Origin of the sequence: Belliella buryatensis (genome assembly GCF_900188245.1) — a bacterium.
Lineage (GTDB): Bacteria > Bacteroidota > Bacteroidia > Cytophagales > Cyclobacteriaceae > Belliella > Belliella buryatensis.
The window spans coordinates 158,267-184,262 of sequence record NZ_FZOK01000010.1 but is presented as its reverse complement, the minus strand read 5'-3'; the positions used below and the strand labels follow the sequence as shown (position 1 = coordinate 184,262).

Annotated in this window: 23 protein-coding genes and 2 tRNA genes; 12 read left to right on the top strand and 13 right to left on the bottom strand. The window is 37.6% G+C overall.

From position 1 onward, the window contains the following. Nucleotides 1-171: 171 nt before the first annotated feature. From CHB66_RS11775 to CHB66_RS11755, 5 genes are all read right to left on the bottom strand, one after another. Entirely contained in the window at nucleotides 172-1,638 is a 1,467-nt protein-coding gene (locus CHB66_RS11775; RefSeq protein ID WP_089241155.1) for an SLC13 family permease, read from the bottom strand. Between the two features lie 191 nt (nucleotides 1,639-1,829). Beyond that, the gene (locus tag CHB66_RS11770; protein ID WP_089241153.1) at nucleotides 1,830-2,285 is read right to left on the bottom strand and encodes a hypothetical protein; all 456 of its coding nucleotides are present in this window, start codon (nucleotides 2,283-2,285) and stop codon (nucleotides 1,830-1,832) included. 65 nt (nucleotides 2,286-2,350) lie between these two features. Beyond that, nucleotides 2,351-4,495 carry a T9SS type A sorting domain-containing protein gene (locus CHB66_RS11765; protein ID WP_170932484.1) on the bottom strand — a complete coding sequence of 715 codons (2,145 nt, stop codon included), beginning with the start codon at nucleotides 4,493-4,495 and terminating at the stop codon, nucleotides 2,351-2,353. Nucleotides 4,496-4,752: 257 nt separating this feature from the next. After that, nucleotides 4,753-5,229, bottom strand: coding sequence for a hypothetical protein (locus tag CHB66_RS11760; RefSeq protein WP_089241149.1), 477 nt, complete (start codon nucleotides 5,227-5,229; stop codon nucleotides 4,753-4,755). Between the two features lie 4 nt (nucleotides 5,230-5,233). After that, nucleotides 5,234-5,686 carry a cold-shock protein gene (locus CHB66_RS11755; RefSeq protein WP_089241147.1) on the bottom strand — a complete coding sequence of 151 codons (453 nt, stop codon included), beginning with the start codon at nucleotides 5,684-5,686 and terminating at the stop codon, nucleotides 5,234-5,236. A gap of 217 nt (nucleotides 5,687-5,903) precedes the next feature. Here CHB66_RS11755 and CHB66_RS11750 point away from each other — a divergent pair, with 217 nt between their 5' ends. Both CHB66_RS11750 and CHB66_RS11745 read left to right on the top strand, forming a co-directional pair. Further along, on the top strand, nucleotides 5,904-7,013 hold the full coding sequence (locus CHB66_RS11750; RefSeq protein ID WP_089241144.1) for an XdhC family protein: 1,110 nt from the start codon (nucleotides 5,904-5,906) through the stop codon (nucleotides 7,011-7,013). Beyond that, nucleotides 7,006-7,605: a nucleotidyltransferase family protein gene (locus CHB66_RS11745; RefSeq protein ID WP_089241142.1), complete on the top strand. Its 600-nt coding sequence runs from the start codon at nucleotides 7,006-7,008 to the stop codon at nucleotides 7,603-7,605. Before CHB66_RS11750 ends, CHB66_RS11745 begins: the two co-directional genes overlap by 8 nt. Here CHB66_RS11745 and CHB66_RS11740 read toward each other — a convergent pair. After that, nucleotides 7,602-8,360 (bottom strand): 3-keto-disaccharide hydrolase, encoded by a 759-nt coding sequence (locus tag CHB66_RS11740; protein ID WP_089241140.1) that lies wholly within the window; start codon nucleotides 8,358-8,360, stop codon nucleotides 7,602-7,604. The two genes, CHB66_RS11745 and CHB66_RS11740, sit on opposite strands and share 4 nt — an antisense overlap. Before the next feature lie 145 nt (nucleotides 8,361-8,505). Here CHB66_RS11740 and CHB66_RS11735 point away from each other — a divergent pair, with 145 nt between their 5' ends. Together CHB66_RS11735 and CHB66_RS11730 are read left to right on the top strand one after the other, a co-directional pair. Further along, nucleotides 8,506-11,052, top strand: a complete 2,547-nt coding sequence (locus CHB66_RS11735) for a M14 metallopeptidase family protein (RefSeq protein WP_089241138.1) — start codon at nucleotides 8,506-8,508, stop codon at nucleotides 11,050-11,052. Nucleotides 11,053-11,236: 184 nt separating this feature from the next. Further along, on the top strand, nucleotides 11,237-13,432 hold the full coding sequence (locus CHB66_RS11730) for a B12-binding domain-containing radical SAM protein (protein ID WP_089241181.1): 2,196 nt from the start codon (nucleotides 11,237-11,239) through the stop codon (nucleotides 13,430-13,432). 131 nt (nucleotides 13,433-13,563) lie between these two features. Here the strand turns inward: CHB66_RS11730 and CHB66_RS11725 are convergent. Next, nucleotides 13,564-13,635, bottom strand: a tRNA-Glu gene (locus tag CHB66_RS11725). 33 nt (nucleotides 13,636-13,668) lie between these two features. After that, a tRNA-Glu gene (locus CHB66_RS11720) sits at nucleotides 13,669-13,740 on the bottom strand. A 316-nt stretch (nucleotides 13,741-14,056) separates the two neighbouring features. Here CHB66_RS11720 and gap point away from each other — a divergent pair. Then, nucleotides 14,057-15,055: a type I glyceraldehyde-3-phosphate dehydrogenase gene (gap, locus tag CHB66_RS11715; protein WP_089241136.1), complete on the top strand. Its 999-nt coding sequence runs from the start codon at nucleotides 14,057-14,059 to the stop codon at nucleotides 15,053-15,055. A 27-nt stretch (nucleotides 15,056-15,082) separates the two neighbouring features. Here the strand turns inward: gap and CHB66_RS11710 are convergent, their stop codons facing one another. Both CHB66_RS11710 and CHB66_RS11705 read right to left on the bottom strand, forming a co-directional pair. Further along, nucleotides 15,083-15,433 (bottom strand): hypothetical protein, encoded by a 351-nt coding sequence (locus CHB66_RS11710; protein ID WP_089241134.1) that lies wholly within the window; start codon nucleotides 15,431-15,433, stop codon nucleotides 15,083-15,085. Continuing rightward, a complete protein-coding gene (locus CHB66_RS11705) occupies nucleotides 15,426-16,649 on the bottom strand; it encodes a BaiN/RdsA family NAD(P)/FAD-dependent oxidoreductase (protein ID WP_089241132.1) in 1,224 nt (407 codons plus the stop codon). The genes CHB66_RS11710 and CHB66_RS11705 overlap by 8 nt, the downstream gene beginning before the upstream one ends. A gap of 123 nt (nucleotides 16,650-16,772) precedes the next feature. Between CHB66_RS11705 and CHB66_RS11700 the strand changes: the two genes are divergently transcribed. Then, the gene (locus tag CHB66_RS11700; RefSeq protein WP_089241179.1) at nucleotides 16,773-17,510 is read left to right on the top strand and encodes an outer membrane protein assembly factor BamD; all 738 of its coding nucleotides are present in this window, start codon (nucleotides 16,773-16,775) and stop codon (nucleotides 17,508-17,510) included. A gap of 327 nt (nucleotides 17,511-17,837) precedes the next feature. On the opposite strand, the gene CHB66_RS11695 is transcribed toward CHB66_RS11700, so the two are convergent. Both CHB66_RS11695 and CHB66_RS11690 read right to left on the bottom strand, forming a co-directional pair. Continuing rightward, the gene (locus CHB66_RS11695) at nucleotides 17,838-18,440 is read right to left on the bottom strand and encodes a tetratricopeptide repeat protein (protein WP_089241177.1); all 603 of its coding nucleotides are present in this window, start codon (nucleotides 18,438-18,440) and stop codon (nucleotides 17,838-17,840) included. A gap of 32 nt (nucleotides 18,441-18,472) precedes the next feature. Then, entirely contained in the window at nucleotides 18,473-19,288 is an 816-nt protein-coding gene (locus tag CHB66_RS11690; protein ID WP_089241130.1) for a 2,3,4,5-tetrahydropyridine-2,6-dicarboxylate N-succinyltransferase, read from the bottom strand. A gap of 42 nt (nucleotides 19,289-19,330) precedes the next feature. Between CHB66_RS11690 and CHB66_RS11685 the strand changes: the two genes are divergently transcribed. Beyond that, nucleotides 19,331-20,467, top strand: a complete 1,137-nt coding sequence (locus tag CHB66_RS11685) for a glycosyltransferase family protein (protein ID WP_141107398.1) — start codon at nucleotides 19,331-19,333, stop codon at nucleotides 20,465-20,467. A gap of 146 nt (nucleotides 20,468-20,613) precedes the next feature. On the opposite strand, the gene CHB66_RS11680 is transcribed toward CHB66_RS11685, so the two are convergent. Further along, nucleotides 20,614-21,096 carry a hypothetical protein gene (locus tag CHB66_RS11680; RefSeq protein ID WP_089241126.1) on the bottom strand — a complete coding sequence of 161 codons (483 nt, stop codon included), beginning with the start codon at nucleotides 21,094-21,096 and terminating at the stop codon, nucleotides 20,614-20,616. A gap of 417 nt (nucleotides 21,097-21,513) precedes the next feature. Here CHB66_RS11680 and CHB66_RS11675 point away from each other — a divergent pair, with 417 nt between their 5' ends. The 5 genes from CHB66_RS11675 (at nucleotide 21,514) to CHB66_RS11655 (ending at nucleotide 25,991) form a co-directional block, all read left to right on the top strand. Further along, entirely contained in the window at nucleotides 21,514-22,176 is a 663-nt protein-coding gene (locus tag CHB66_RS11675) for a metal-dependent transcriptional regulator (protein ID WP_089241124.1), read from the top strand. Nucleotides 22,177-22,369: 193 nt separating this feature from the next. Further along, nucleotides 22,370-22,819 (top strand): thioredoxin family protein, encoded by a 450-nt coding sequence (locus CHB66_RS11670; RefSeq protein WP_089241122.1) that lies wholly within the window; start codon nucleotides 22,370-22,372, stop codon nucleotides 22,817-22,819. Nucleotides 22,820-22,821: 2 nt separating this feature from the next. After that, nucleotides 22,822-24,201: a tRNA uridine-5-carboxymethylaminomethyl(34) synthesis GTPase MnmE gene (gene mnmE / locus CHB66_RS11665; RefSeq protein ID WP_089241120.1), complete on the top strand. Its 1,380-nt coding sequence runs from the start codon at nucleotides 22,822-22,824 to the stop codon at nucleotides 24,199-24,201. 490 nt (nucleotides 24,202-24,691) lie between these two features. Then, the gene (locus tag CHB66_RS11660) at nucleotides 24,692-25,171 is read left to right on the top strand and encodes a hypothetical protein (protein WP_089241118.1); all 480 of its coding nucleotides are present in this window, start codon (nucleotides 24,692-24,694) and stop codon (nucleotides 25,169-25,171) included. Between the two features lie 268 nt (nucleotides 25,172-25,439). Further along, entirely contained in the window at nucleotides 25,440-25,991 is a 552-nt protein-coding gene (locus CHB66_RS11655; protein ID WP_141107397.1) for a hypothetical protein, read from the top strand. Nucleotides 25,992-25,996 lie beyond the last annotated feature (5 nt).

Genomic DNA, 25,996 nt, shown 5'->3' with positions numbered 1-25,996 from the left:
AGTTTAGAGGCGTTTCAAATGTAGAGTTCTTCCTATTTAGACTAGCTAATATCTATGGCTAAATTTTGAACCTCCCCAGATTTTAAGACTGATCCGTTTTATGTTTACATTCTTTATTCTAGATCGATTGACCAATATTACATTGGGTATAGAGAAAATACAGGTTTAAGACTAGAAGGGATAACTTTTCAAATCAATGCTCCATATTATAGGAAGTAGGAAATAGGTAAATAAAGCTATAAGAATTACAGATATAATATTCATCCAAAGTCCTGCCTTTACCATATCTCGCATTCGCAAGTAACCTGAACCAAATACAACAGCATTTGGAGGCGTGGCCACAGGAAGCATAAACGCACAGCTTGAAGCCATAGTAGCTCCGATCATCAACCCAAATGGGTGCACATCCATCGAGAATGATACAGCAGCCAGAATGGGTAAAAGCATAGAGGCAGTAGCCATATTTGAGGTGATTTCGGTGAGAAAATTGACTGCTAAAATGACAATCAATAAGAATAGTCCAAAACCTATATACTCTAAGGTTACAAATTGATTGCCAATCCACTCAGCAAGACCTGATGTTTTAAAGCCCTCTGCTAAAGAGAGTCCTCCTCCAAATAGAATCAATATCCCCCATGGAATTTTTTCAGCTGTTTTCCAATCCAAAAGTTTGTAAGTTCCTTTTCCAGAGGGAATTAAAAATAAAAGCAAGACCCCCGAAAGTGCAATAATCGTATCATCTAAGAAGGGGAGGAGCTTATCCAGAAATCCTGATCGGCTTATCCATGCGATACTAACCAAACCAAAGATTAGTCCAACTCTCTTTTCTGCCTTGCTTATTGAACCCAAGTCAATTAACTGTTTTTTGATTTCGTCTTTTGCAAATTCCTCGGAATATATTTGTGAAAAAGAGAATGCAAACCTTGTTAAGTAAAACCAGCAAATAAATAGTAAAACAATCGAAATAGGTAGGCCAAATGTCATCCATTGGGAAAATGATATTTCTACTTGAAATAGCTCTTGAATAACGCTTGCTAGGATAATATTGGTTGGTGTTCCTATCAATGTTGCTAATCCTCCAATTGAAGCACTGTAAGCAACCCCAAGCATAAGTGCTTTGCCTATTTGACTATCGATATTTTGGTTGGGATCAAGTTGTGAAGTAACCGCTATTGCGATAGGAAGCATCATCAGGCTTGTTGCAGTATTGGAAATCCACATAGATAAAAATGCAGTCGCAATCATGAATCCCAGTATGATTAGTTTGATGTTGAGTCCAATCCAATTTATTATCGTCAGCGCAATTCTTTTATGGAGTTTCCATTTTTCTATGGCCATGGCAATCATGAACCCACCCATGTATAATAAAACCATTGGATGGGAATATGATTTGGCTGTTTCTGCAATTGACAAGACATTTGCCAAAGGCAGAAATACAAGAGGTAATAAAGCAGTGGCAGCAATTGGAATGGCTTCAGTAATCCACCAAATAGCTATCCATGCAGTTAATGATAGTATAAATAGTCCATTAAAGGATAAGTCAGCTGGTTTATAAAAGAAAAGAATGCTTAGAAAAACTATAGGCCCCAAGAATAAGCCAAAAGAAATCGATTTTGAATTTTTGAACGCTTCATCCATAGTAGGCTAAGATTAGCCAATAATCTAGAATTATGCAATTTAAGATAGCTAAGTATATGTATAAAATTTTTTATTTAACATAATGTAAATTATACAACAAAAAGGATTTCGTTTTATTATTTCACTTGATAATAAAAAAAGCTGAATCCATCGTAGATTCAGCCTTTTTGAAATATAAGCCCTATTGAATTTTATCTACCAAATTCAAAAATATGATTACCTGAGACAGCAGCAATTCTTCCGGTTGTAATTGATCCAGATTCCCAGGTTAATGCTAGAATCAATGAATTACTGGTGACTACTTGAATCGTAACTAACAGTCCGTCATCTCTTCTGATAACTGTATTAGTTTCATCAGTAAATTCCCATGTACCAGTTTCAGGCCAAATTACACGACCATTTGTTGATGTGTAGCTTGAGGCAGAAAAGTTTAACTGCAAATCTCTATAAATATCAGTTTGATTCATCCCGTCAACTGTTACCCTTTCAAGCCTCCAAGCTGAAGTGGTCAGGTTAATTTGCCTAACTTGCTCTTCTGTTAAATCTGGAATTTCTTTCTTTTCACAAGAAGAAATCGATCCAACTATCAATAATAAGATGGCTATTGATAGCATTTTGGTTGAACTTAATATATTTCTTAGTTTCATACTTATTTCTTTTAATTTCAAACCTAATACACACCTAGCTTTGAAAAAACCAGGTGTGACAAGTTTTATTTTTTCATGACTTTAATTGGGAAACTTCTATTCCCTTGTTGTATCCACAAAATGTAAAGCCCTTTTCCTAAGTTGGCAACATTTCCTTGATATAGTCCATCCTGATATTCAAATGTAATCGGCAATAATCTACCAGAAACATCAAATACTTGAAGACTTCTCACATCCTCCTGCAAACCACTTATATTTAAAGTGTTTTCCACTGGATTTGGATAGACTTTGACCTCTCTATTTGGATTAATTTCAAGGCTATTCACAATTAAGGAAACATTGTCAGAAAATTCACTGATACAGTCCCCTATTGTAACTTGAACAGCAAAGACCCCGAATGTACTAACCTCAATACTTTGGCTAGTAGCTCCTTCTATTGGATTTCCATCCAAAAACCATTGATTTCCCTCTTCAGAGCTTGAAGTTAAGGTTATAACTTCCGTTCCTTGTCCGCTGATGCTTATACTTGGTGTTTCTAGTCCGTCGCATTCATCAATATCTGGTTCCCCAAAGATCATATCATCAAAGAAGTAAGTCTTTTCACCAGCAGTCGGTCCGTCTACACCAAAGTTAAAGAAGATGGTGGCTTTGTTAAAGTTATTATTGAGATTGAGAGCCTCCGTACCAGTGGCTTGATTAGCAAAGTTGAACACCAATGTTTCCCAATCACCTGCTACAGTAGATGTAGCTTCAGTCTCGACAGACTTGGTGGGGTCTTGGAAGTCCTCTACTTTGAGTCTTACTTGAATACCTGCATCAGGAGACCAAACTCTGACAGACATCCTAGTGTCAGTAGCTGTGAAGGGAATCGGAGATGCAAAACCAGTTTGGACTCCATTGGTGACAGCCGTAACGGTAGTTCCTGCAAAAGTTGCAGCAGTGTTAGACCTCACTACTCTAACAACTTTATTGTTTGCATCGGTAGGGTCTTCTACAATTTCTGAATTCTCGGCACCTTCAAATCCGATGACGCCATAGTTTATTTCTTCCTCGTAAAAAGTAACAGGCAGATCCATTTGATTAGGGTCTGTCTCTCCCCCACCATCTCCAGCAGTATCTACAATTTGAATATCATCTATCAAATATGTGAAGTTAGCAGATCCATCACCGGAAGTTCCTAGATCAAAGATCAAAACGATTTTCTGATAGCTCTGTGCAGTATTGATTGCTGAATAATCAAAGTCTAATGTTTCCCATTGATTGGCAACAGTACCAGTAAGTTCTCTTTCGAAATTGATATCAGGGTTGTTTTGGTTTTCTACTTTGAAAAGTAGCTTTGCTCCTACTCTAGGCATGAAAACTTTCACTCTTAAAGTTTTTCCTTGGCTAAAGTCCATAGGACTGGCAAGAGGCATGACCGAACCTGCAAAAACGGCTCCTGGCCCTTTGACCATTTGTCCTACGAAGGCACTGTTGTTGTCATCGTTGATTTGTGGATTGGCAATTCTAGAAAGTACACCTCCTTCAAAATCTAAAAATTCGTAGGTAAGCTCGTCTGATTCAAAATCAACAGGGATGGTTGGTAGGCCAGATCCTCCCCCATCATTTCCTCCGCCATCACCACCTCCTGTGACAAAAGCCATATCATCAAAGAAGTAAGTCTTTTCACCAGCAGTCGGTCCGTCTACACCAAAGTTAAAGAAGATGGTGGCTTTGTTAAAGTTATTATTGAGATTGAGAGCCTCCGTACCAGTGGCTTGATTAGCAAAGTTGAACACCAATGTTTCCCAATCACCTGCTACAGTAGATGTAGCTTCAGTCTCGACAGACTTGGTGGGGTCTTGGAAGTCCTCTACTTTGAGTCTTACTTGAATACCTGCATCAGGAGACCAAACTCTGACAGACATCCTAGTGTCAGTAGCTGTGAAGGGAATCGGAGATGCAAAACCAGTTTGGACTCCATTGGTGACAGCCGTAACGGTAGTTCCTGCAAAAGTTGCAGCAGTGTTAGACCTCACTACTCTAACAACTTTATTGTTTGCATCGGTAGGGTCTTCTACAATTTCTGAATTCTCGGCACCTTCAAATCCGATGACACCATAGTTTACATTGGCTTCATTGAAATTAACAGGGAGATTCATTTGTGTCTGTGCGTTCAAATTTGTAAGCGTAACAAACACTATTGAAAATAAAATAGTAAAATTTTTCATAGGCATGAAAATTTATTTTGGGAATTTGTTAATATGGATAATAAAATTTCCCTCAATGTATTCATATGAAAATATACAATACCAAAAAGTGTTACATCATAACTACATCACTGGTCTTTTTAGATTACATATAAAATACTTCATTTGATGTAAAAAAGTGCTAATAAAGGTCTTAATGCCCTATTTTTTTAATGATATATTTAGGGTTGAAATACAATAAGGTTAAAATTCAATACATCATGCTTTACAAACGGGAATTAAAATTTTAAATCCTCTAGAACTGAAACATAATCATATTGTAGATCTTCATGTAGTTTCTTCACTAAAGTCTCAATCTTCCCTACTTGAATTCTATATAGGTTTTCAATGACAGGATGACAAAAAGTTAAATAGCCATTAGCTCTCATTTTTTTGCAAAAAAAGGCTATAAGTTCTATTTGTGCTGATACATCTTTGGTTAACTTCAGATTTTTATTCAGTTTTCTCCTAATTGTTTGAGCAGACTTTTTTGCAGTATGAAAGTTGGATGTATTGTGTTTACTAAATTCAAAATCAAGTTCATCTTGAACCATTTCGACAAAAATTTGAGGATTGTCCCTCTCAAAAAGCTTAAAAAATAAATAAGCCTTATTCTCTCTACTAAATTTACTTAAATCAATGATCAGGTCTTTGAGTTCCTGATCATTGAGATGTGATAATTCTTTCTTGATTTCTGCAAGACTTGGAATCTTCATAGAATTAAACCAGCTTTACCTGTATTGCACTCAATCCTTTTGGAGTTTTTTCTGTTTCAAAGGTGACTTTATCATTCTCCTGTATCTTGTCTACACACCCATTGATGTGAACAAATACGCTATCTTGACTTTGTTCGTCCTTAATAAATCCATAACCTTTGGATTCATTGAAAAAAGTAACTTTTCCTTTTCTAGGAGCATTATCTTCTTCTGTTGCTACATACTTTGGTACTCCGATTTCGATGCTGTCCACATCGATTTCTTTCTTTTTCTTAGCCGGATCCGGTGGCGTGTCTACGATGTTTCCAAATTCATCAACATAGGCGATCATGTCTTCAAAATCCGTGGATTTATCACTTGATTTTCGGGCATCTTTACGCTCTTGCTTATCCTGCTTCTTTTTTTGTCTTAATTTTTCCTTCTCTTTTTTATTAAAGGTTTCTCTTGATTTTGCCATATGTTACAAAATACTAAGTTTTTTAGAAGAATTCCTATTATATATTAAGAAGTATTTTTTAAACCTATATTTTCTATCTAGAACTTGAGAAACTTAAAATATCTTTCTTTGGCTACAGGCTTGAGTATCTCTTATTTATCACGGCAAAATTGCCTTTGATAGAATTTTCCAAGCCTTCAGTTCATTTTTTCATAGATTTGAAGAAATTCTACGATTCATGAAAGAGCTTCAACTCATCATTTCAGCATACTACCAAAATAAGACAGCAAATATTAAAACTGCTTTAGCTACAGTAGTCAAAGTGGATGGCTCTGCCTACAGAAGACCTGGGGCAAGGATGCTTGTAAGTGAATCAGGCCAAATCACAGGTGCAATTAGCGGAGGATGTTTGGAGGGTGATGCTTTGAGAAAAGCACAGGCAGTCATTTTTCAAAATAAATCTATGCTAGTAACCTATGATACAACAGATGAAGATGATCAGAAATTTGGTATTGGTTTAGGATGTAATGGAATCATACAAGTATTGATAGAGCCATTGGATTATGATGACCCAAGTAATCCTGTATTGCTTCTAGAATACGGAACTCGAAAAAGAATAACTAGTACAATCTTAACTGTTTTTTCATTACTTCATTCAAGAGCTACACAAATAGGAACAGTTCTTTTGAGGCAAGGAGAGCAAGAAATTTTATCATCTAATTTAGTAGATACTACTTTAATTGTTGAATTACAAAGTGTTGGTAATCAATATAATAAAAATAAATCTTCGGTGGTAGAACTTGAAGGATATCAAGGTTTACATGTTTTTGTGGAAGTGATCAAGCCTAGTATTCAATTACTTTTGTTTGGCGCTGGGAATGATACAATTCCTCTAGCCCAAATGGCAGATGTGCTTGGTTGGAGCCTGATTGTAATAGATGGTAGAAAGCAGTATGCGACCAAAGAAAGATTCCCGACTGCCAGACAGATAGTTGTGTCTCCGGCAGAAGAAGTGGTAAATAAGTTGTCTTTTGATGCAAATACTGTGGTTTTATTAATGACACATAATTTTGAATATGAAGCAGTAGTTTTAAGTCAACTCCTCTCCTATGACTTATCTTATATTGGTATTTTAGGTCCGAAGAAAAAGTCTGAGAAACTATTTGAAAGACTCAATTCGCAAGGAAAAACGGTGCCGGAAGCACATATTTTTGGGCCAATAGGGTTAGATATTGGAGCTGAAGGCTCAGAGGAGATCGCATTATCTATACTATCAGAGATCAAGGCTGTGATGGCTCAAAGAACACCACTTTCACTACGAGAAAAACCAGGTCCTATTCATGATTGATCAAATAAAGCTGAAAACAGGCGTTATCTTATTAGCTGCTGGTAATTCCGAGAGGCTGGGAAGACCTAAGCAGTTATTGAAGTTTGAAGGGAAGACTTTATTAGAACGGTCAATTTCCTCAATATTAAAAAGCAAAATTGATGAACTTGTGATTGTTTTAGGAGGTAATGCTGATGAGATTCAATCTCAAGTTGACTTGTCTAGTTTTTCACTCCTTATCAATCATGATTATGAACTTGGCATGGCTAGCTCTATGAAGTTGGGCTTAAGTTATCTAATTGATAATTATGCCATAGATCAGGTTTTGATCATTCTCTGTGATCAACCGTTTGTCAACGAGAAGCTAATAAATCAGTTCTTTGCTGTTAAAGAGAAAGGGATTGTCGCCTGTACCTATGGCAATACTATCGGTGTTCCAGCACTTTTTGATTCAAAGTATTTTGAAGAGCTCTTATCTTTGGAAAATAATGAAGGTGCTAAAAAAATCATTCTCAAACACCTTCATGATTGCGACTTAATTAAATTTGACTTAGGTTCAATAGATATTGATACCGAAGAAGATTATCAAAATCTCCTGAAAGGTGATTCCTAGAGTTCTCTCAGCCAGATATTTCTGAAACTTACTAAGTCACCATGATCCTGAAGAACAAAAGGCAGTTTTGATTCATGGGCTTTGTAATTAGGTATACCTATATACTCTGTAGGACCCTTCAGCTCCACTGCATTTTGTACCAATACACCATTGTGTACGACAGTGACTTTGGCTGGAGCAGTGAGCATCCCATCTTGATTAAATTTTGGAGCTGTGAAAAATATATCATAGGTATTCCATTCTCCTGGTTTTCTCATGGCATTGACTAAAGGTGGGTATTGTTTATAGATACTCGCAGCTTGACCATTGGAGTAGGTTCTATTATCATAGGAATCTAATACCTGAATTTCATATAAACCCATGATAATAACACCTGAGTTACCCCTTCCTTGGCCTTCTCCTTTGATTTCGGTAGGTGAAGCCCATTCTACATGCAGTTGCATATCTCCAAAAGCTTGCTTGGTTCTAATGTCTCCTGTGCGTGGAGATACAGTCATGGCTCCATTGGCAACTGTCCATTTTGCTGGGCTACCGTCTCTTGCGCTTTCGAAGTGACTTAAATCTGACCCATCAAAAAGAACAATAGCGTCATCAGGAGCCAAATGGTTAGCAGTACCTGGAGTAACTTTCCGAGGTACAGGCTCCCAAAACTCGGTGGCTTCCGGCGGAAGTTTGATATCCTTCTGTTGCGCAGAGACAATTCCAAAAAAGAAAAGACCTGCAATGAAAAAAGCTTGTTTCAATAAGGTTTTCATGGGATGATGATTTAGGGTTTTGAGTTAATAGTGATTTAAGCTACAGGAAATATTTATAATAATGAAGCCATTGATGGATTTTCCTTTTGAATCCCATTGTTTCTAGTAGTAAATTCAAAAAATAAATTCCAGACAAATAAATCGGATGAAACAATTCTTACTCTTAATTGGCTTGATTTGCTTAATCGTCAAGCCTGCATTTGCTCAAGACGAATATTATTTCCCAGGCGAGATATTCTCAGCGGATGTACCAAAGCCTCAAGATTTTCTTGGTTACGAGATCGGAGAATGGCATACCAGGTATGATAGACTGATTGCTTATTTTGAAGCTTTGGCTGCTGCTTCTGATAAGGCTGAACTCCAAGTTATAAATCAGACAAATCAACTTCGTCCATTGGTGGTGCTAATCATCGGAAAATCTGATCATATTAAAAATCTTGAAAGCATCAGGCAAAAGCACCTACAGCTTGTCGATCCCAATCAACCAAAGCCAGATGTATCTACCATGCCAGCCATTATTAATTTGGCATATAGTGTTCATGGGAATGAACCTTCTGGAGGTGAAGCTTCAATGCTCACCGCATATTGGTTGCTAGCCTCTCAGAGTGAAAAGGCAAAAGAAATCAGGGAAAATGCAATCGTCATGATAGATCCAGCGATCAATCCAGACGGTAGAGACAGACATACCAATTGGGCAAATATGCACAAAGGCTTCCCTCCTGTTTCAGACCCTTTGGATAGAGAGCATAATGAAATCTGGCCTAGTGGACGAGTAAACCACTATTGGTTTGACTTGAACCGTGATTGGTTACCACTGGCACAAGTAGAAACGCAGAGTAAAATAAAATGGTACCACCAATGGTATCCTAACGTAGTGGGTGATTTCCATGAAATGGGGACAAATAGCACCTACTTCTTTGAACCTACGAAGCCATTTGGTAGTGAAAATCCAGTGGTCCCAAGAAAGAACTATGATGATATAAACAATAAGTTTGCTACATATTTTGCCAAAGCATTAGATGACATTGGTAGCCTATACTGGACCAAAGAAACTTTTGATAACTCCTACCCTGGGTATGGATCGACTTATCCAGATATACAAGGAGGTTTGGGGCTAGTGTTTGAGCAAGGAAGTTCAAGAGGCCATGTACAGCAATCTCAAAGAGGCGATATCACCTTTCCTTTTACTATTAGAAATCAACTAAAAATTTCAATTGCAAGCATGGAAGCTGGTGTCAAGGAAAGAATTTATATGCATGATTATTTGAGAGAGTTTTTTCAATCCGCATTGGAAGAGGCCAAAAGGGATAAGGCTCAATCTTATATTTTTGGAGATTTGTATGATGAGTCAAAGAACAAACTTTTTTTAAAGCTTCTTTTAGATCATGGTATACAAGTCTATGAAAATGATAAAGATATATCATTATTTGGAGTAAGATATGAAAAAGGAAAATCCTGGATTGTCCCGACAGTACAGCCCCAGTATAGAATGGTAAGAACCATGTTTGAAAAGGTGACTGAGTTTGCAGACTCTGTCTTTTATGATGCATCTGCTTGGACTATGGCACTGGCTTATGATATGCCGTATGCTTCGCAAGCCACAGCCTCAGTTAAAGGAGCTCCTGTAGAGTACGTCAAAGAGTCAGATCTTCATTTCCCAACTGAAAGTCATTATGTGGCTTACTTGGTGAATTGGTCTGATTATTTTGCACCTAAATTCCTTCATCATATACAGCAATCTGATGTGCATGTAGAGACAAATATGCTTCCTTTTATAGCATCAACTGAGCATGGTGATATGGAATTCCCTGCCGGTAGCTTAATCATACCCACAGGGTTTCAGTCTATGAATAATGAAGAACTGAGAAAAGTTCTTCAGAAAGCTGCTCTTGTAACTGGGCAGCATGTATTTGCAACATCGACTGGCCTAAGCAAAACAGGAATAGATTTGGGAAGTAATAATGTATCAGCAATTCAAGTGCCTAAGGTTCTGATGCTAATAGGCCAAGGGACATCTCAATATGAAGCTGGAGAAATCTGGCATTTATTGGACAGCAAAGTAAATATGCCGATTAGTAAGGTAGATCTAAGCAGTTTTGGAAGGGTTAACCTCTTCGATTACACTACGCTGATTTTACCTTCTGGAAACTACTCTTCTTTATCCACAGGACAAATCAATCATTTGAAAGATTGGTTATCTCGAGGTGGAACAATTATATCATTGAGATCAGCGAGTCAATGGTTGATCAGTCAGGGAATCGTTCAGGAATCTTATTTGGAAGTTGAGCGAAAAGAACGGCAAGCTGAGTTTTTGCCTTTTACATCAAGAAGAGATATTCAGGGCGCCCAAGCTATTGGAGGAAGTATTTATTTAGCAGAATTAGACACTACCCACCCGCTTGGCTTTGGATTTAGACGATCAGAGCTGCCTGTATATAGAAACTCTAGTATTTTTCTCAAACCATCGTCTGACCCTTATCAGACTCCAGTAAGATACACCTCTGATCCATTGTTAGGAGGCTATGTTTCTCCAGCTAACCTTGAGATGATCAAGCAAAGTGCTAGTGCCTTGGTATCTTCAGTTGGTCGAGGGAAAGTCATTCACTTTGTAGACAATCCAAATTTCCGAGGAACTTGGTTTGGAACTAACAAGCTATTTCTCAATGCTATTTTCTTTGGGAATAAGATGTAGGTTATTTTGCATTGTGATGAAATCTTAAAGCGTAGTTTCTAATGGATCCCGATTGGATAGTAAGTATACTTACTTCACCTTCCGCTATCAAAATAGAAAAGCCAAGCAATGCTTTTTTGCTTGGCTTTTTAATTTGAAGTGAAATTCAGATAATTTGACGAACTTTGGACAAATTTCATTGCCTGTGTCAACTCGAATATTATTACTAACGCCTCCATTTACCCAACTTAACACGCCATATCCTGCAACAGCATACATCAAGGGGTTTCTAAATACGCTAGGGAAAGATTCCTTTCAAGCCGATCTAGGGTTGAATGTAATTCTCAAGATTTTTTCCACAAAAGGTTTAAGTGATGTTTTTGAAAACATTGAAAAACAAGGTGTTAATAAGTTGAGTATTAACTCAAAAAGGATTCTCAAGCTCAAGGAGGATTATTTGTGTACAATTGCGCCTGTTATTGATTTTTTACAATTCAAGAACCCGACAATCGCATATAATATTTGTGATGGAGATTTTCTTCCACAAGCTTCAAGGTTTGATCACATTGATGAACTCGAATGGGCATTTGGTACCATGGGAATACAAGATAAGGCTAGGCATTTTGCTACCTTATATTTAGAAGATCTCGGAGATTTGATTCAAGAGGCATTAGATCCTCACTTTGGCTTTAGTAGGTATGCAGAGCGATTGGGAAGATCAGCTGTTCATTTTGATCCATTAGAGCAGGTGTTACAAGGTGAATTGTCCTATGTGGATCAGGTATTGATAGCAGAACTTGATGGGCTTATCCAGATAAATCAACCGGATTTGGTTTGTATTTCAGTGCCATTCCCAGGCAACCTATATGGTGCATTGAGAATAGGTCAGCATGTAAAAAATCACTATCCGTCCGTCAGGATAGCTATGGGTGGTGGTTATCCCAATACAGAGTTGAGGTCATTAGGAGATCCTCGAGTTTTCAAATATGTAGATTTTATTACTTTAGATGATGGTGAACGCCCTTTGATGACTTTGATCTCTTATTTGGAAGGTCAGATCGAGCTTAGATCATTAAAGAGAACCTTTGCATTGGTAAATGGAGAAGTTTCTTACTTAAATGGCTCTAAGGAAAGAGATATACCGTTTAGCCAAACTGGTACGCCTGATTACAGAGATTTATATTTAGATAAGTACCTTTCTGTGATCGAGGTAGTCAATCCTATGCATAGACTTTGGTCTGATGGCCGATGGAATAAATTAACCATGGCCCATGGTTGCTATTGGAAGAAGTGTTCTTTTTGTGACATTACTTTGGATTACATTAAGAATTACGAACCAGTCTCGGCGGCTTTGATTTGTGATAGGATTGAGGAATTGATAGCTCAGACAGGACAAACGGGTTTTCACTTTGTGGATGAAGCAGCACCACCTGCTTTGATGCGGGAGTTAGCTATAGAAATATTGAGAAGGAAGCTAAGTATCACTTGGTGGACAAATATTAGATTTGAGGAGCGTTTTACGTATGATTTGTGTCGCTTGCTTAAGGCTTCGGGCTGTATTGCAGTTTCTGGAGGACTGGAAGTGGCATCAGACCGACTTTTAGAAATGATGCAAAAGGGAGTCAATGTAGCACAAGTCGCACGGGTTGCTCGGAATTTTACAGAATCAGGGATAATGGTGCATGCTTACTTGATGTATGGTTTTCCAACTCAGACTGCGCAAGAGACGATAGATAGTCTTGAGTTGGTTCGACAGTTGTTTGAAAACAATGTGATTCAATCTGGATTTTGGCATTTATTTGCAATGACTGCTCATGCCCCTATTGGTTTGCAGCCCGAAAAATTTGGTGTTGTCAAGCTTGGTCCAGAAAAGGGTTTATTTGCGGATAATGATCTAAGCCATGGAGACCCTAAAGGGACAGACCATGAATTATATAGTGCAGGACTCAAAAAAGCACTTTTTAACTATATGCATGGGATGTGCTTTGATTTTCCTCTTCAAGAATGGTTTGATTTCAGAGTGCCCAAGACAAGTGTAAAATCCAATTTTGTATTCAAGTCTATATCCGAGCCTGATACTTTGGAAGCCAAGACAAATTCGAAATTGATTTGGATTGGTAATTTACCGGAAATGAAAGTGGAAGTAAGCAATAAACATTCAAAGCATTGCAAGCTACTTTTTGAAAACAAAAACTCAAGTTTTGAACTGAGTGTAGACTTGGCAAGAGGCGAATGGTTGGTGGAAAATATAAAGGCCATGAAACCAATGCAGGGCCAAAAGGATTTAACCTTTGGGCAGTTGGAAAAATCGTATACAGCGTCAGGTTTTGGAGACATCAAAACCTTGGTGTATTCGCAGCTTTGGATAGACTTGATGGATGCTGGAATGACAAGGGTATAAATGAAAAATCCGGCCTAAAAGACCGGATTTTCACTCACTTTAACCACTAACAACCATAAAACAAATTCATCATGTGAAGCTGATAAAACAGCCTTTCAACAATCTGAACGATGAAAAACATCAATTTGTTGTAGTCCGTACGGGAATCGAACCCGTGTTTTATCCGTGAAAGGGATACGTCCTAACCCCTAGACGAACGGACCATTTAAACAAAGAAAAAAGGTTAAAAGATTTTGTAGTCCGTACGGGAATCGAACCCGTGTTTTATCCGTGAAAGGGATACGTCCTAACCCCTAGACGAACGGACCATTTTTGAATCATTTAACCCTTTTTCTCAATGGTGATGCAAATATAGAGGGTTAAATTCACAATGCAAAACATGACCAAAAAATATTTGGTTAGGAAATCCAATAGCTTGAAAATAAGGGAAAAATATTTTGTATAGATGTAAAGGTTGAATTTAGCCGCATTAAAAGCAGTAAGCATTCTATTTCTTCCATTCTCAATTCATTGAAAGCACTTGTACAGATTTCTTCTAGCAGTGAAACTTTCCCGATTCTACTTTGTTTGTAGTCTTTATAATTCAGGTTTATTAACTTCGTGGCCTGAAAACAGAATACCCAAATGAATAAAAAGAGAGTAGCTGTCAATGGTTGTGGTAGGATCGGAAGATTGACTATCAAGTTATTGTTAGAACAGCCTGATATTGAATTGGTCGCAGTGAATGACCTCACAGACCCTTCTACCTTGGCCCATTTACTGCAATATGATTCTGTCCACGGTAAATATCCTTATCGAGTAGAAGAGTCTGATGGAAACTTACGGATCAATGGAAAGTTGATTAAAATTTTTGCTGAAAAGAATCCTGAATTGATTCCTTGGGCCGATTTAGGAGTTGATATTGTCTTGGAGTCAACGGGGAAGTTTACAGATCTTGAAGGTGCTTCCAAGCATTTGAGTGCAGGGGCAAAAAAGGTGATCATAACCGCACCTTCCAAGTCAGAAGCCGTTCCTACAGTAGTACTAGGAGTCAATGACCATGTCATTACAGGAGATGAACAAATCATTTCAAATGCTTCTTGTACGACTAATTGTTTGGCTCCTATGGTAAAAGTTTTGAATGATCATTTTGGTATTCAAAAAGGCTATGTTTCTACAGTACATTCTTACACAAACGATCAAAATTTACATGATGCGCCGCATCGGGATTTGAGAAGAGCGAGAGCAGCAGCCTATTCTATTATTCCTACGACTACACATGCTGCGATGGCAATGGAAATTGTATTGCCTGAATTGAAAGGTAAAATTGAGGCTTCTGCCATGCGTGTACCTGTCCCGGATGGTTCTTTGACTGATCTAATTGTATTGTTGGATAGAGAGACTACAGCTGAGGAAGTAAATCGAGTTTTTGAACAAGAGTCAAATGGCAATTTGAAGGGTATTGTAGAATACACTGATGACCCGCTAGTTTCGATCGATATTATAGGTAATCCACATTCGTGTATATTTGACTCTGGTTTAACCTCTGCAAAAGGTAATTTGGTTAAAATAGTAGGTTGGTATGATAATGAAGCAGGTTATTCCAATCGTTTAGTTGACCTGGTGAGAAAAATAAAAATGTGAGCTCAAAAGCTCACATTTTTTTACTTTTTATTCATCAAGATTTTCTTTTACAAAATCGTATGCTTCTTGCCAAGCGTCTAGGAATTCCTCTAAGTGCGCTAGAAATGCTCCTTTAAAGCCATTTTCTTCAATGATAGTTTTCCCACTGAGGACAATATCATTGAGTTTTTCAATTTCGAAAAGTGCTAGCGTTGGCTTGACTTTATGGCGTATTTGTTGGATAGTTTCGATATTTTCTTCCTCAGAACCTTCAAGATACTTTTCCTTAAGTTCTAGTAAGGAATTGTGTATAGCAGTGATAAGTTCATTCCTGAACTCCATATCACCTTCAGCCATTTCGTCAATTCGTTCAAAATTAACAGGTGGAATTCTATTCATTACTATTGGGTTGATCAGCGTGTTTCCCAGCGATATATCCTGTTGTCCAAGCGGCCTGAAAGTTAAAACCTCCAGTGATTCCATCAATGTCCAATACCTCGCCAGCGAAAAACAAACCGGGTGTGATTTTGCTCTCCATTGTCTCAGGATTAACTTCATTCAAACATACCCCACCAGCTGTCACAAATTCCTCTTTGAAAGTAGTCTTCCCTTCGATTGCGACAATATAGCAAAAAAGATTCTGGATTAATCTATTCAAATGCTTTTTTGATATCTCATTCCACAGATCAGCCTCAGTAATTTCTGCCCGAAAGACTAGATGCTCCCATAACCTGGCTGGAATTCCAAACAATGGGTTGGTACTTACTTTCTTTTTTGGGTGGGCTATTTTGAAGCGGGAGATATCTTGTACCAAACTCTCTTCTGTCCAAGAGGCATTCCATCTGATATGCGCTTTGGCTTTGTAAGTCTGCTCAGCCAGCCATCTGGCGCCAAAAGCTGAAAGCTTGAGTACCGCTGGACCAGATATCCCCCAATGAGTAATTAAAAGTGGGCCTTGGTAAGAAAGTTTTGTTCCTTCAAGTTTGACATGTGCGTCTGGCATTGCTATCCCCATAAGACTTTTGATTGGTTCTGTGGGGGTATTGAAAGTAAAAAGGGAAGGTACTGGAGGCTGAATTTGATGTCCTAATTCTTTGATGAAATCAAAGCCCTCTAGCTTAGGATTTCCTCCGGTACAGATGATTAATCTATCAAATGTTAAGGTTTCTTTACCATTACTCAATTCAAACTTTCGGGAGTTGTATTTAATTTTGATGACTCCAAATTGATATTTGATGGTCACTTGTTTTTTTAATGCTTCCTCCTTCAAAGCTCGAATGATTGATTCAGAATCATTTGAAATGGGAAACATTCGTCCATCAGCTTCAACTTTTAGTTTCACTCCCCTACTTTCAAACCAATCAATGGTATCTTTTACAGCAAAATGCTGAAAGGATTTTTTTAAAAATTTCTCTCCTCTAGGATAGTTTTTAACTAGGTGGTTGAGCTCTAGAGCTGCATGTGTAACATTGCACCTACCACCACCTGATATCTTTACTTTGGCTAAAGATTTTGAGGTCTTTTCTAGGATTGTTACCTCTGCATGTTGATTTGAGAGATGTATGGCTGCAAAGAATCCAGCTGCCCCTGCTCCTATTACTCCAACTTTTAGCATGTTTTCATGTTAATCCAGTATTGAACTTGGAATTAAAGTTTAGCTTGAAATTGATTTATGCCATAAAGGTCATTATTTTGCCGATACAAACCACATGATTTTATAAAAATGAGTCAAAGCCCAATGAATAGCCCAAAATTGATCAAATCATATGTATTGATGGTTTTCCTTTGTTTTTTGTCTACTGTATCCATGTCACAAGTTCAGCCGACATTGGGAGGTACATCCAGAATGATGAATAATGCTTTAGCAGAGATGAATAAGGGTGATTTTGAAAAGGCAAATAACTTGTTTAGGCAAATCATAGAGTCAAACCTACCTATTCCTCCAGAAATGCCTTATTATTTTGCGGAAACCTTGTTTCAATTGAAGCAATATGATAATAGTGCCAACTTTCTCAATAAATATTTGGAACTGAATGGACTCAAAGGAGAGAATTTTGAAAAAGCTAAGGCATTGGAATCCATGTTGGAAAAGCCTCTGAACGAGATAAAAGCTTGTCAGTTGTGTGATCGAAGAGGCTATAAGTTTCAAGTCTGTTTTACTTGTGAAGGGGCTAAAGACATTGAGCAAGATTGTAATTACTGTAAGGCAAAGGGAATAGTTGGCTGTAATAAGTGTGTAGGTTCGGGATTGATTACCAAAAGAAACGTCTTCAATATTGTAGAATACCACGAATGTGATAAGTGTGGTGGAGATGGCAGACATACTTGTCCCATTTGTGATGGTACTAAGATTGAGTCTGGAACTTGTAGAACATGTCAAGGAGTGGGACAGCTACAGTCAGACCAAATTTGCAATCATAAAGCAGACGAGCCAAGGCATCTTTCGGCAGTTTTCAATAGGATGAGGAGCCATTGAGTAAAGTTAGAAGATTTGGAAGTTTTAAAAGTTTTGGATTAGGAGAACTTGTTTTGGGATTGGGTGATTGAGTAACTGGGTAATTGAGTAAAGTGGGGAGTTCTCAGCGATTACACTTTGTGTTAGTTGATTGAGCTAATGGAGATTAGTTGATTGGGTTATTAGGGAATAGTTGATTGATTTATTGGGGATTGGGTGATTGAGTAACCTTGGGATCTGCACCTGCTACATTTGATTATTTGTACTTGATAAGAATTGTTACTAGCTAAAAAAAAGGCAACTGATCATTCAGCTGCCTTTTAATTTTATGTTTGCATGTAATTTTACTTATTTACAATACTTTTCTTGTGCTTCTACAGCAGCTTCAAAGTTGAGTTTGACAGCCATATTGATATCCTCACAGGCGGAGGATTTTCTTTTGTTGGTTGCTAATTTTAAAATGCCTCTATAGAAATAAGCTTGGCCAAACTCTTTATCCATTTTGATGGCTGCACTGTACTCTTTATACGCTTCATCTGTATTTCCCAACTGATGCAAGGCTCTGGCTTTGAGAAAATAGGCCATGGCTGGTGCACCGGGAACTTCTACAGCGTAGTCGGCATAAAGTAAAGCTGAGTTGTGGTTTTTCTTTTTTTGATAAAGGTTAGAAAGACTTAGCATTACTTGAATATTTTTTGTGTCATTTTCAAGTGCTGCAATAAAGTCCTTTTCAGCTTGATCAAGTTCCCCTAATTCCTCGTAAGCACGCCCTCTGTTGTAAAGTGCCTTGACATTTTTTGGTTTTGTGGCCAAGACATTATCATAGGCTTTGATGGCTTCTTGATACTGTCCAGCCGCATAATAGACATCTCCATCATTAGAAGTTTCTCCGCATGCTGAGAAAGTGAAAATTGCAATTAAGACTGCTAAGATTTTAATCTTGTAATTCATAAGTATTGAAATAGGTTTGAGGTTGCCTGTCATCAGACGGCAACATTATTTTCTCTTAAAGCATCATTTAGAGATGTTTTTAAGTCTGTTGAAGCTTTTCTTTGTCCGATAATCAAAGCACAAGGAACTTGGAATTCACCTGCTGGGAATTTCTTGGTCAAAGATCCTGGAATCACCACTGATCTCGCTGGGACATAACCTTTATACTCTTTTGGCTCGGATCCAGTTACATCGATGATTTTGGAGCTTGCAGTGAGGGTAACACCTGCACCTATTACGGCTTCTTTTCCAATTCTGACTCCCTCTACTATAATCGCTCTCGAACCGATAAATGCACCATCTTCCACAATTACTGGAGCCGCTTGCACTGGTTCCAATACGCCACCGATACCAACTCCACCGCTCAGGTGAACATTCTTGCCAATTTGAGCACAAGAGCCTACTGTAGCCCAGGTATCAACCATTGTGCCACTGTCCACAAAAGCACCTATGTTTACATAAGAGGGCATCATCACTACACCTGAGGCGAGATATGCGCCATATCTTGCAACTGCATGTGGTACTACCCTGACACCTTGCTTGGCATAATTGGTTTTGAGTGCCATTTTATCATGAAACTCAAAAGGTCCAACCTCGATGGTGTGCATTTTTTGGATAGGGAAATAAAGGATTACTGCCTTCTTTACCCAATCATTGACTTTCCAAGAACCATCTGTCTGAGGTTCAGCTACTCTTAGTTTTCCAGTATCAAGATCAGAAATCACAGATTTAATAGCAATTTCGACATCCTTTTCTTTCAACATTTCTCGGTTATCCCAAGCACTTTCAATGATCGTCTTTAAGTCCATATTTTTTGTTAGTTTCGCTTTTATACAATGAATATTCCGGTAATGGAAAAAACAAGGATTGTCATCGCTTCCCTACTAAAACCCTTGAAGGATTCTAGGGCTTTTTACCGGATGGCGCTTTCGCTGCGTGAAACAAATAAATACCATCTTAACATCATAGGATTTTCTACAAAAAAAGAGGATGATCAAAAGGATATTTATTTCTACAGTCTCTATGAAAGCGATAGAACAGCTTTAAAAAGGCTATTTGTAGCTTATAAGTTCCTTCGCTTGTTAAAAAAAATCAAACCAAAGCTCATTATAGTAACTACCTATGAGTTACTTATTCCCGCGGTGATTTACAAAGTATTAAAAAACAGTAAATTGATTTATGATATACAAGAAAATCATAGTCTTAATATTCGCTTTAATAGAAGTGTATCCAAGCCTTTACATTTCTTGATTTCACCTTTGATTCAGTTTCTTGAATTTTGTTCAAGGCCATTTATAGACCAATATATCCTAGCAGAAACTTGCTACAAAGCTGAAATTCCCAAGTTGGTAGATGCTGTGATTTTAGAAAATAAATTTACAGGTGCATATAGAGAAGTCAAACCAAAATGTTTTGAATTAGATCAGCCCTTGCGTTTTTTGATTTCAGGTACTTTGACGGAAGTTTATGGTATTATAGGTGCCATGAGGTGGTTTGGGGAGTTTGTTCAGCAATATCCAACAGCAAGTCTTCATGTGATTGGTCATGTTACTATTCCCAACTATGGTGAGGAAATGATTCGAGTTAATACATCCATCCCTCATGTTGATTTGGAGATTTCTCGTACCCCTATCGCTTATGATCGGATATTGAAAGCTTATGATCGAGCAGACTTGGTGCTCCTTCCCTATTATCAAATTCCAAGTATCAGTCCCAAAATTCCTAGTAAAATGTATGAGTGTTTGGCGATGGGTAAGCCATTTTTACATTCACCGAATGAAAAATGGAAGTCAATCGCAAATCAACATAAAGCGGGACTTGAAGTTGATTTTTGTGATTTGAGCAATATTCCCCAAGTAATTGATAGTATTACTAGCTCTACTTTTTTTGAAAAAGGAATTGTGAAAAGTGCTTATTGGAAAGCGCAGGAACATGAGGCTTTACAAAAGCTTATTGAGGTGAATTTAAAAAAGCGCTATGTCCCTTAGAGTCTCTGTGACTTTAAATATATTGTTGATGCCACAAAGGCTCCAAGGCACAATGCTAAATCTGATAGACGAGTAAATAGATTTGGAAAGCAACTAATAGCTTTTACTTTAAAGAAAAGCCCAATTTATAAAGCATTTATTTTTTATCAGAAATTAAGTGATAAGCCAAGTCCATTTCTTTGTACTCCAAAGGCTAGTTGTAAAGGTCTATAATTAGATGCATAAGGCATATTTGCATTGTAAACTTCAGTAACAAGTTGGGCATTTTTACTGTAAGCTACTTGAAATAAAATTCCAGCGCCTATTAAACCAGCTCCTGCTCCTACCCAACCCCACTCGATTGGAGCACCAGCTAGTGCACCACCTAAACCCCAGCCTATGGCAAATGAACCGGGATAGGCCATCACACCTGACATGATTTGATTGGTTCTTGCTTTACGAGCCAGATTGTTTGCCTCTTCATTGACTTTAGTGAGTTGTATCACCTCAGCCATTTTTAGTCGCTTGCCATTTTGAAAGAACTGACCACTTCCAAAGCTCAGCATTCCTTCATAAGGATTAGAGCTTTGTTGTGCCTGCAAGCTTATCCCTAAGCCTAAGGTCAATACTAATAGGATTACTTTTTTCATGTATGATAATGATTTTTTAGTTAAAAATAGATTAAAAAACTAAATAGTCAATAGGATGAAAAAATAATTGATAAATAACCTTGGAATTGCTCTAACCCTTGCTGTTTATAAACTGCATAGCTTATCCACATCAATTATTGAAAACAAGTAAATTTCCTTTTCAAGGAAACTACTTTTCAGTAATTGGAAACTTTGCTTGGAAACATCAATTGTAATACAATCAAGATATAGATGAATTAGTATGTTGAATTTGAATTCGTTGTGTTCTTTTTAGATAAGGCTAAAATAAAAATAAGGATGTCCTAATATACTACAAACATTCATTTATGACTTATCCACATTTGTTTTAGCCTGTATTAAATTATTTTTTAGTGTTGGCTAAAACCTTATCTTTGTCCTCCCATTCGTTAGATATATATGATCAAGTTGACTTACGCAGAAGAGAATTATTTGAAGGCCATTTATGAATTGACAGAGGCTGGGAAGAGGAGTACTTCCACCAATGACATTTCCACTTGGATGAAAATCAAGCCGGCATCTGTCAGCGATATGCTCCGCAAACTCGGAGAAAAGACGGTGATAGATTACCGTAAATACTATGGGGTGCATATTACTGAAGAGGGGAAAAAATTAGCCTTGAGGACCATTAGAAAGCATAGGCTATGGGAAGTGTTTTTGGTTGAAAAGTTGCGGTTTTCTTGGGACGAGGTAGCAGAGGTAGCTGATGAATTGGAGCATGTGCAGTCCCCTACCCTCATTCAAAGACTGGATGAATATTTGGGTTTTCCAAAGTTTGATCCCCATGGTGATCCCATTCCCGATGAGTTTGGAGATGTTCGCTCTCGCCCAAGAGTTCCGCTCAATGAAATAGAACTAGATGGTACTGGACAGATTGTGGCAGTAAAGGATAGCAGTGCAGCGTTTTTAAGATATTTGGATAAAGTTGGCGCCTATATCGGTGCCAGAATCAAAGTTTTGGAAAAGGTCGAGTTTGATGGTTCTATCGAAATATTGGTAGATAACAAAAAGACGATCTTCATGTCCAAGGATGTAGCTGGGAATATTTTGGTGATACAGTAAGGGATTAAAGGTTAGAAAGTTTAAAAGTTGGGGAGATTGGAAGAACTTGACCCCAGGCATCAGGATTGTAAAATTGGGGATAAAGTTGAAAGTTTTGGGCTTTGTTCTTGGGACTTTGTACAACGACCTTTGAACTTACTCGGAATTGAAGTCGTTTTGGAAAGGATTGGGTAGAAATAGTTAAATTTGAATTATGAAAAAATTGAGTGTGATCATCTGTTTGTTTTTGTTAGCTAGTTTGAGTGCTTTTGCGCAGGAGGAGATCAAATGGATGAAATTTGAGGAGGCTGCCAAAGCTACTCAAGAAAACCCGAGGATGATTTTGGTAGATGTATACACGGATTGGTGTGGTTGGTGTAAGAAGATGGATAAAGAAACTTTTACAAATCCTGAGGTCATTGCTTATGTGAATGCTAATTTTTACCCAGTTAAACTACATGGAGAGAAGGAAGATAGAAAATTTACTTTTAAAGGCAAAGAATACACTGAGGCTAGCATGGCCAAAACCATGCGAGTAAGTTCCTATCCTAATTTTGTTATCATGGATGTCACCATGGAGAATATTACTCAATTGCCTGGCTACAGACAGCCAAAGCCTTTTATTGAAGGTTTGGAAGGTATAGTGAAGCGATTTACCAAGTAAGGATGTTCAGTTTACACGAGAAAGAAGACACCATTGTAGCCTTGGCAACACCACAGGGTGTGGGTGCTATTGCAGTCATCAGACTTTCTGGCAAAGATGCCATCAAGATTTGTAATAGAATTTTTAAGGGAAAAGACCTTGAGAAACAGGAATCACATACCATACATTTTGGCACGATCAGAGATGGAGATCGGATTATAGATGAAGTTTTGGTTTCTTTATTTATAGCACCAAAGTCATTTACCAAGGAAAATGCCGTGGAGATTTCTACCCATGGCTCTTCTTATATTGTCAATCAAGTCATCAAGTTATTAATTCGTAATGGGGCGAGACCAGCTAAGCCGGGTGAGTTTACCCAACGAGCATTTTTGAATGGTCAATTTGACTTGGCACAGGCTGAGGCTGTGGCAGACTTGATTCATGCCGACTCTGAGACTTCCCATCAGGCTGCTTTGAATCAAATGCGAGGAGGATTCAGTGGAGAAATTTCAAAGCTTCGCGCAGAATTGATCCACTTTGCTTCCATGATCGAATTGGAGCTAGACTTTACTGAAGAGGATGTAGAGTTTGCCAGCAGGGATGATTTGAGGATATTGGTAGAGAAACTCCTACGTGTGGTGGAGCAACTGATCAGCAGTTTTGATCTCGGCAATGTGATCAAAAATGGGGTACCTACCGTGATTGCCGGTAAGCCCAATGCTGGGAAATCTACCCTGCTCAATGCTTTACTTAACGAAGAAAAGGCAATTGTTTCGGACATCGCAGGAACCACCCGTGATTTTATTGAAGATGAAATCAATATTGGGGGGGTAATCTTCAGATTTATCGATACTGCAGGTTTACGTGAGACAACTGATGTGATCGAATCAATTGGTGTTAGTCGAACTCAGGAGAAAATGAAGACCGCCTCCTTGATTCTTTACCTATTTGATCTGGGAGATACAGATATGGTAGAGATCAATAGAGATATTAATAAACTGGAAAATCTAGGTGTACCTTTCCTTAAAGTAGCGAATAAGCTAGATAAAGCTAATGATCAATTTGTCAATGAATTAAAGATTAATCATCCTGACACTATTTTTATTTCGGCGGGTCAAAAGGAGAATTTAGAAGACCTAAAAAGTCAGATCTTGGCCTTGGTCAATTTGGATAAGTTCAAGACGGGTAATACCATCGTCACCAATATTAGGCATTATGATTCCTTGGTAAAAACTAGGGAATCGCTACTGGATGTTTTGAATGGATTGGATGCAGAAGTGACCAATGATTTCTTAGCGATGGATATCCGTAGGTCATTGCACTACCTTGGGGAGATTACAGGCGAGATCACGACGGATGATTTGTTGGCGAATATCTTTAGTAAGTTCTGTATCGGGAAATAGGGTTCGCGCAGATTTCACTGATATATTTTACCACGGATGAACAAAGGTGAACACGGTTTTGATTTAAGATTTTAGCCCCGAGGGATCAGAGGAGATTTAAGATTTAAGATTGAGTCTCCTCCCTAAAGGGAGACAAGCACACAGATCCTCACTTGCGGGAGACAGGTACGCAGATTACACTGATTTATATTATCACGGATGAACACAGGTGAACACGGTTGTAGTTAGATAGTGATGACTGTTAAACGTTAAGTGCGTTAAGTGTTTGTCGTTGGAGATGTTGTGTTTTTTGTGAAATCATATTTCTTTATTAATTCCGTCCAATCAGCAAACATGAAACTGTTCTTATAATATTAAATAGAGGATCAATTTTTTAATGATTAAACCTCTAGGTTCTTCAATCGTTTTGAATAAGATAGCTCTATTTTGGCTGTAATATTTTAATTTTGGGAAGATTTCAATAAATTATTGAGTATTAAATTTCATAAAAATGAAAAAAGGCAGAATTATTCTTCAATTTTTAAGTTTATCTACAATTGTGATTTTGTTCTCTTGTATTGATCATGAATCTGAGGCTACCCATAGTTTAATTGGAGATTGGGAGGTAAATGAAGTGATGATTACATTTGGGAGTTCTCCATCAAGTCAGGACAGTGTTTTGCGCTTTGAAGGTGAGCTTGGGAATTTTTCTTTTGATAGCAACAATGTTCAGTTTAGCTTCCTTGAAGGAAATTTTAAACAACAAGGTGAAGATGAATATGAGCTTACTTCTTCTATGGAGCGAATGGGATTTAATCGTGTTCGCAAATGGCAGTTAAAATTATCAGATCGTGAATATGAAGTGGAGTTTGATAACAGAACAAGGAGGTCATATGTAAATGCCAATAGGATTACGGTGATTCAGCAAGGAGTCATGTTATTTCCAGACATTTATTCTAATCTTGTTTTGGAAATGACCAAGGTTGAATAGAAGCCTCATTTCTAGTAAAATTAGGTTTATCTGATGAATAGGGATGGAACCAAGAGATTAAATGAATGAAACAAGATTTAAGACCTAGAACGGATCGAAATTTCTAGGATTTTGATCGGATAGTTTCAAAAAAAATGAAGCTGAGTTTTCAAAAATCCATGTCATATTAAAGTTTACTAGTACAAAATCTATGAAGCCAAATTTTCCTTTTATTTTCCTTATAATAATACTTTTCAATTTAGACCTTAATGCTCAAGTAAACACTGAGATGAAATTCCCTAATGTAAAAGAAATCAAAACGTTAGAAGCTTCAATGAAGGGTGTTTTAGAAGGGAGTGCGGAATTAATTTTAAACTTTAATCCATTGGAAAAGGATGGGAAAAGCAGGAAAACTAAGGGAGAAATTTACAAAAGACCGACCTCTAGTTTTCCTTTAGACCTTCATGTTTGGTATCTATTTGATCAAAAAGCTAAACCAGCCTCAGTAATTATTTACAATTGGGGACTTTATAATCCCAGTTTTAATGCCAATGAAAATGTGGAGTTACTTAGAGAACTCAACAAAAAGGAGGTTGAATTTGTGGCGCATTTTAATAGTTTATACCAAGATTTTGTCCAAAAGCATGGAGATCCATTACCAACCGATACTGATATAGATGAACCCCACATCTTACTGAAGTCTTGTTTTTGGGAAAAAGAAGATAGATTTATAAAGTTGAAATTAGAATTTACTAGGAAGCTCAATGATTTTCCAGGTATAGGTTATCAAACTAATAATTTTAAAATTGAGGTGGTTGTAAGTAGTAAGGCAGAGATTTAGGTTTC